4 protein-coding genes and 1 pseudogene are annotated in these 7,345 nt (G+C 59.1%); 1 reads left to right on the forward strand and 4 read right to left on the reverse strand.

Annotated elements, in window-relative coordinates:
• Positions 1 to 14: 14 nt before the first annotated feature.
• On the forward strand, positions 15 to 215 hold the full coding sequence (locus ASF60_RS25610; protein ID WP_056184479.1) for a hypothetical protein: 201 nt from the start codon (positions 15 to 17) through the stop codon (positions 213 to 215).
• 489 nt (positions 216 to 704) lie between these two features.
• Here the strand turns inward: ASF60_RS25610 and ASF60_RS23610 are convergent, their stop codons facing one another.
• The 4 genes and pseudogenes from ASF60_RS23610 to ASF60_RS24935 all read right to left on the reverse strand — a co-directional run.
• A complete protein-coding gene (locus ASF60_RS23610) occupies positions 705 to 1,916 on the reverse strand; it encodes an HNH endonuclease signature motif containing protein (RefSeq protein WP_082507887.1) in 1,212 nt (403 codons plus the stop codon).
• 1,494 nt (positions 1,917 to 3,410) lie between these two features.
• Complete coding sequence (locus tag ASF60_RS24395) at positions 3,411 to 3,866, reverse strand: hypothetical protein (protein WP_156634021.1); 456 nt, start codon at positions 3,864 to 3,866, stop codon at positions 3,411 to 3,413.
• Between the two features lie 379 nt (positions 3,867 to 4,245).
• Positions 4,246 to 4,461: a hypothetical protein gene (locus ASF60_RS11350; RefSeq protein ID WP_156634023.1), complete on the reverse strand. Its 216-nt coding sequence runs from the start codon at positions 4,459 to 4,461 to the stop codon at positions 4,246 to 4,248.
• A gap of 1,206 nt (positions 4,462 to 5,667) precedes the next feature.
• Positions 5,668 to 7,345 (reverse strand): annotated as a pseudogene (locus ASF60_RS24935) (hypothetical protein); the annotation flags it as partial.

The following is a 7,345-nucleotide window of genomic DNA, read 5'->3' on the forward strand; positions in this document are numbered from 1 at the left end:
CGCTCCTCCTCATTTTGGAGGGGCAAATCGCCCGCACGCGGAAACGGTTCAAGGCCGAACAGGCCGTCGTCTCTGCTAAAACGTCGACCCGCTGTTCACACTTCATCAGCAAGGCCCAGCTCATCGCCCGCGGCAACCTGTTCTCCAAGGCCGCCTACGGCCAGAATCTGCTCAAGCTCGCCAAGGAAGATCAGGCCGCCCTCCTGGCACGGTGATTCAGGATCGACTAACAATTAGCGAGCGCAAGAAAGCGGCGAAACGCAAATTTCCGTCGCGACAAAGCACGAGTCTCATACCGGTCTAATCGCTCAAGCTGGGCAAAAATTTCCGTCAGGTATTTGCTTGGTACGCCTTGACCTGCTTCGGCTCCCGATTCCCCATTCCTTACGCCACTTTGCAGTAGCGCGGTCCTGAATGCTTGTACCCGCTGGAGATAAACCTGCGCCTCAGCGGCAGTACGAGCGGCCTCAAAGATGGCGACTTTGCACCCGTGTCTCCCTGCAATTAGCCCAGCCAAACGCTCGATTTCCGCCTCCATTCGATGATTAGAATCGACAATTGAGAGGCCGTGCTTACGCGCATTCTGTCTCGACTGCGCCTTCCCCGAAGGTGTCCGGGGACCTGTGCTCTTCACGGAATTGCGGCGATTGGCATGATTGGCCCGCTCAGACGTCATCACTGCCTCAAAATTCGAAGAGCATGGCTCACCGCTCGCCGGGGCGCTCGACGTCAAGCACGTCTGCAGCAATTTTCCGAGCAAGCCGGCCGAAGCCTTCTCGCTTGCGCTCAATTTCTCGGAGGAGTGCATCTCGACGTTGATCGGCCAGAAAAGCCATTCTGTCGATGCGTTCAATGGAGGGCAGATTCAATAGGAAGCCGTGCGCTGCGACGTTCTCTGCAGTGAGACCCCGACCTTGAAGCAGGTCGTCGACTCGGGCCCGCTGCTCCGCGCGGCCAGCCATCCATCCTGAGGCGAGGCTATGAGCCGATGGCGCCACGAACTGGTTCAACCCCATGGGATCCGCATTCTGGAGGGCGGGCTGGATCAAATCCTCGGCTGCTTGCAGCTGAGCCTGGACCAGAATTTGCCTCCGCCAGCGCCGAATTCGATTGGCCTCCCAGATCAGGTCAGTGATGTTCTTGACCCAGAGCGCCTCGATAACGTCAGCAGGGTGGATCTCATGAATGATGCTGCGAAGGAGGGTCTCGTACTGATCTGGATCTTCGCCTGGTAGTAGGGGAGGGTCGTTGAACAGAAAGTCGAGGTGAGCCGGGATCGCAGGTAGGACGTCTCCTGAAGTCGATGCATCGCCTTGGCTCAGGCTTGCCAGTTTTCCCTTCGCTGTCCCTCGGTTCGCCATTTGATCCACCGCTCCTGCCGCGATCTCTTTATCCGAAAGTATCCCCCGCGGACAAAGGCGTTCCGCCTCATTGGTCACGGCGTCCACCACGAACGGCTTTGCGGCAGATGCTTGAGCCTCATCGCTTCCCGGTTTAGACTCGACATACACAGAAGGGGGGCGAGATCGTGTATGCTCCTCCCGACGGACAACCGTTCCATCGACCTTGCGCTTGAGAGCAGAAGCCCGTGATCCGGGCATCGGACGCGTGGTGACATCTGCACCCAAATGCTGGAGCTTTTGTCGTTTTGCTTCGGCAGCCCGCGCGTGATCATCACGTGTCTTCTCACGCCCGCACGCCTCATGCGCCGGCCCGAGATTGTGGATCTCATCCGGACCACCGAGTTCGAGGGCCCGAATATGCTCGACAATCCAGCGGTCTCGCACACCGTCGATGCGGCGATCGCAAACCACGCACGTTCCGCCCGTCCGCTCCCAAGCTTGCAGCCGACGGCGGCTCGACAAAGCCCCGCGTCGCGTTGTGCCAACGTCCTCAAGCGCGACGTACGGCATCATGGCGCTCACTTTTCAGAGTCGGACGGTCCGCAAGCGCCTTCAGTGCCTGATAGGATAGGTGCTCCCAATCGCAGAGAAGTTGCTGATATAGTTCGATCAACGCTCTGAGCTGTTCATCGTCCTCACGGACTACGAGCTTCACCTGGAGCCCCAAGGAAGCCACCGTTGGACGTGCGGGATCGGCCGCGCTCCGGCGCGGTTTGCTGTGGGGCATGGTGAGCCTCCGGCTAAGTGGGGTTGGTGAGAAGATCAGGCGGCCGCGACAGGTGGACAGCGGCACGCGTTACGTTCGATTACCGATCATGCTCGTGGCAACGGCCCTGCTCTGAACGTAGCCTTAGGGACCCGTTCCAGTAGGATGGGCCGCGGGAGAGATTTGCGGCTCAACGCCATCCGCGGCGATTGCTTGGATGATGCATCCACAGCCTGTAAAGAATTTTCCAGACGCGCTGCTGGGGACGTTGACCGCGGCCTGACGCGAACCGCCATTTTATCCGTGCTCGCGACGCAATAACTCTGCTGCTGTTCCAGAAATGGATGAAGAGCTTTGGCTGCGGCCCAGGTTCCTTGAAGCGCAGCAGAGATACATATGCGCCAATTCTCGCCAGTTGCAGTACGCCGTGCCTTCGCTGCTGCGGCAGCCAAACGCATGATGGCTTGTCGATCGTAGGCCCCGGAGACAACCATAGGGCAAACGCTGGCTGCCGCTTGTGCGCGATGGAAAGCCAGCTTAGCGAAAGCAGCAGCTTGTAGGCGAATGCGTCGCTCTCCGGGAGATGTCTGCTCGCGATCCGCTCGCAAGCTTTGAAGCGCGGAGAACCACGAAATTGATCGACGGGATGACATGAGCACCTCCTGCATTCAATGCCTGGAGTATCACGTCTCCGTCGGCGTTGTCAATACCTGAAGCATCATTTGAGACCCTAGGTATTGGGAGAATTGAATGTTAACCAGCGAAATGGTGCGGGCGGCTCGTGCCCTCATGAGGTGGGAACAGAAGGATCTAGCACTCGCGTCAGGCGTTTCGTTGCCAACCATTAAACGCCTAGAGGCGAAGCCTGGTGACCTTGGCGCTCATGGGCTCACCATATCCGCTTTGCGGCAGGCATTGGAAGTTGCGGGTATCGAGTTCATCCCCGAAAATGGGGGAGGAGCCGGCGTTCGGTTCCGTCAAAGGCGAGATGCAGGAACGTAGCTATTCCAACTAGAGTGACCGCGTTCTCACAGCTCTCCAGAATTTTTCTTATCAAATATCTATGGGAACTACCAACACGATATCAGAAACACAACCGACATTGCCGAAGACGCGCCTGATTATTATTTGGTCTTTTTCAGAACTTATCGGCCCGTATTCTAGTTCTAATTGATTACATATCCTATCGATCCGCCCACTGTCCTCCTCACCATCGAGGCACTCAATGATGAACCAACGACCTTGCGCACGTACCACTTGTTCTAAGCTTTGAACGCGGCGCTCTAATGCGCGTCGACTACTCATCGGGCCTGCCGCGCCTCAAGCTCGGTTATTCGCAAAGCGAGATCGCCATCTCGCATCGCCTCAGCATGGACAGCGACGAGGCCTGAAAGTTCCTTTGCTTCCGGAAAGGTAATAACACCGGCTGCTGCAGCCTCCAGAATACCCAAGGTTGCCTTCGAAAGATCCTCCATCTTGGTGATCTCCGGCAGCATAAATCCCGCGGTCCGCATTCGCCATGCCGAGAGCTGATCCAAACAGTACCGCATCATCGTAGAGTTACCGCCAAGCGCCATTGCGACGGCCTTTTGCATCAACGCGCTCTCGGCAGCCTCCAGGATATTATCGCCAGCACCCTTTGAGGGTTTCTGCCTCACGTCCGCCTCGGTGAGACAAGCAGCAGGGTTCGAAAGCCATGTTCTTGGTGAGGTTTTCTCGGGCGGCACTGCCGCCGCCACTCGGCTCGTGCGTGGCATAAAATTCTCGGGTCAGCTGTCAGTCTGGTGGGTCAACCAGCTTCCGAACTCAGCTCTGTTATAAACTAACGTCCAAACCGGACGTGGCGTTGGCAACATGTACACTCTCATCATCTCGCATAGGTGGCTCGAAGGCAAGAACGAAATGGCAACATCCCGGTTGCTTCTGGCGAAGAGCCTAGCTGCCGATGAGTCAGTGGCAACGACGGAATTCTCGATAGCGCCTAACATTCCTCGAGAGAAGTCGAGGTTCGGCAGCTCGTCACACCTATAATCCTTGGGTGCCGAAGGAAGCTCCCAGCGGCTGACCCATCAACGTGGCAGGGTACTCTTCTGGCCGATCCGAGCCTCATCCTACCACGGCAGCTCAATGGCTGCTCTAGGCGGCAAGCCCGCTCGGATCGTGCTCGCAGCAGCGGACAGGTTTTTTCAAGGCCGCCGAGGCGGTTGAATCCTGCTCGCGGTAGCACGGGCGCACCCACAGCTTGGCAAAGCCAAGAGTCTTGATCGAGCGGCCCGGCGTGCTCTCGTCGAGGCTTACGCCGGGGCTGGCGTAGACCCAGGCGGGCTGATCCTTCACCTTCAAGCGTACCACGCCGTGCCGGCCTGGATCTGGCCCTCCCTAGGTCACCTGCGCCAGCACCCGTCGTTGGGCTACATCAGGCATCAGCTTCTGGCCTCTTGTCTTGCAGACAATCCATGAACTGCATCAGACATGGAACAGTCCGTGATCGATAAAATGAAAGTTTTCTAGTTTCAGTGAGGCAATCTGCACATTTTTCAGCAGGATCGAATCAGCAGGGCTCAAGCTCACCAGCGTGTCTGATCCAATAGCCGTCATGTGGCTTTGAATCTCCACAAAATTTGAGACCTGAGCAGAGTCAAGCCAAAGCGTGTCATGGCCATTGCCCGAGCCTGCGTGAAACTTTGTGACCGTATCCCTCCCGAAACCCGAAATAAAGACGAACGTATCAGCAGCGTAACTCTTGAAGGTATCAGCTTCGCCTGCCGTCGAAACAAGTGTCTGCCCGATTTGGTAGGCCGTTTGTATATGCGATCCATCGAGATTCGTTTGATTCGCAAACTCCAGTTCGCCATTCCCGTCGTAGCTGTTGTGCTCGGCTACGTAGCTCCGACCCGTCAGGTTCGACAGGAACACGTCCTTGGTCAGGTCCGCGTGCAGCTGCGTCTCACTCGTGAGCAGGCCGGCGGCGTTGAACACCTTGGTGTTGGAGATCTCCGTCCCGCCCGGGGCGTAGGTCACGACCTCGCGGGTCAAGAGGCCAGCGGTGTAGGCCTGAGCCTCCGACGAACCGTCCGTGCTCAGAACCACATGCGACTTCAGTATGCCGCCGNTAGGTCACGACCTCGCGGGTCAAGAGGCCAGCGGTGTAGGCCTGAGCCTCCGACGAACCGTCCGTGCTCAGAACCACATGCGACTTCAGTATGCCGCCGGCATCGAACTGCTCGGTGGTCTTGGTGCCGTCGCTGGACCGCACGTAGTGGTAATCAAGCGAGCCGTCGGTGTGGGTGCGCGTCGCCTCCACCAGCAGACCAGCCGTGTTGTAGCTGGCGTGCTCGGCCACGTAGCTCCGACCCGTCAGGTTCGACAGGAACACGTCCTTGGTCAGGTCGGCATGCAGCTGCGTCTCGCTCGTAAGCAGGCCGGCGGCGTTGAACACCTTGGTGTTGGAGATCTCCGTCCCGCCCGGTGCATAGGTCACGACCTCGCGGGTCAAGAGGCCAGCGGTGTAGGCCTGAGCCTCCGACGAACCGTCCGTGCTCAGAACCACATGCGACTTCAGTATGCCGCCGGCRTCGCCTCCACCAGCAGACCAGCCGTGTTGTAGCTGGCGTGCTCGGCCACGTAGCTCCGACCCGTCAGGTTCGACAGGAACACGTCCTTGGTCAGGTCCGCGTGCAGCTGCGTCTCGCTCGTAAGCAGGCCGGCGGCGTTGAACACCTTGGTGTTGGAGATCTCCGTCCCGCCCAGTGCGTAGGTCACGACCTCGCGGGTCAAGAGGCCAGCGGTGTAGGCCTGAGCCTCCGACGAACCGTCMGTGCTCAGAACCACATGCGACTTCAGTATGCCGCCGGCATCGAACTGCTCGGTGGTCTTGGTGCCRTCGCTGGACCGCACGTAGTGGTAATCAAGCGAGCCGTCGGTGTGGGTGCGCGTCGCCTCCACCAGCAGGCCAGCCGTGTTGTAGCTGGCGTGCTCGGCCACGTAGCTCCGACCCGTCAGGTTCGACAGGAATACGTCCTTGGTCAGGTCCGTGTGCAACTGCGTCTCGCTCGTAAGCAGGCCAGCGGCGTTGAACACCTTGGTGTTTGAGATCTCCGTCCCGCCCGGTGCATAGGTTACGACCTCGCGGGTCAAGAGACCCGCGGTGTAGGCCTGAGCCTCCGACGAACCATCGAGATGAGATTTTCTGACGTTACCAAGAATGCCGTTGGCATCGTACTTGGCAACGATGTGTGATCCATCCAAATCAACTCGTGAGATCGTGGTGTTTGGCGCACCCCTTGGGGGCACATTACCCGTACCGGATCCAAATTTTGAATAGGTGCCTGAGGCGTCGGTGACGGTCTCGACCGACCCGGTGAAGATCTGATCGCGCTGGGCCGCAGTGAGCGTCTGGCCTTTGACGACGACGGTGTCCTGCCCAGCCCCACCCTGCACCAGGTAAGCGGTGGCCGCGCTATCGACGGTGAAGGTGGTCCCCGCCGCGTTCGAGCTCTTGATGGTGCCAATGCTGCCGTAGATGCTTTTCGACGTCAGATCGAAGCTGGCAGCCGTGGTCGTGAGAGACGTGTTGGAGCCATTGAGATTGATCGATCTGACACTGCCCAGCGAATCAGCCACCAGCTCTACACCAGAGGTATAACTGGTCAGGTTGATGCTGGTGACGTCGGCCAGAGTAGCAGCGTCCACCTTAACGATGGTCTTGCCGGCTCCTGTGATACCGCCCGATACATTCAAGCTCTCAACATGGCTGAGGCTGATGCTGGTCAGGTCGTAGACTGYGTCGACACTGGGAAAGGCTCCGGGCGTGGAGCCGGAGTTGTAGGGGGTGGACAGGCTCAGGGTGTCGTAGCCCGCACCGCCGTCGATGACGCTGCCTGCCTGCAGCTTGGTCGGAGCGCTAGCAGAGATCTGGTCGCTCTCGTTCCCACCCTGCAGCGTGACCCGGCCGGTGCCGAGCGTAACCGAGACCCCACCCGCGCTCGGGAAGGCCGTCGATCCACCTGGCGTGGTGGTGCCGTCGCTGAGAGTGACCTTGAGATCCACGCCGTCGCGCAGGGTCAGGCTGGCATAGCTGGAGGTGACGTTGGTGAAGCGCACCTCCTCGAAGCCGGTGAACTGGGCAAGCCCTGCRAGGTCGAAGCTGCCCGGGCCCGTCAGCGCGAGCACGTCGTAGCCAGCTCCGCCATCCAGCTGGTCGCCCCCGGTGTAGGTCGAGGTCATGCCGCTGTAG

Source organism: Methylobacterium sp. Leaf113 (assembly GCF_001423325.1).
In the GTDB taxonomy this organism is placed as follows: domain Bacteria; phylum Pseudomonadota; class Alphaproteobacteria; order Rhizobiales; family Beijerinckiaceae; genus Methylobacterium.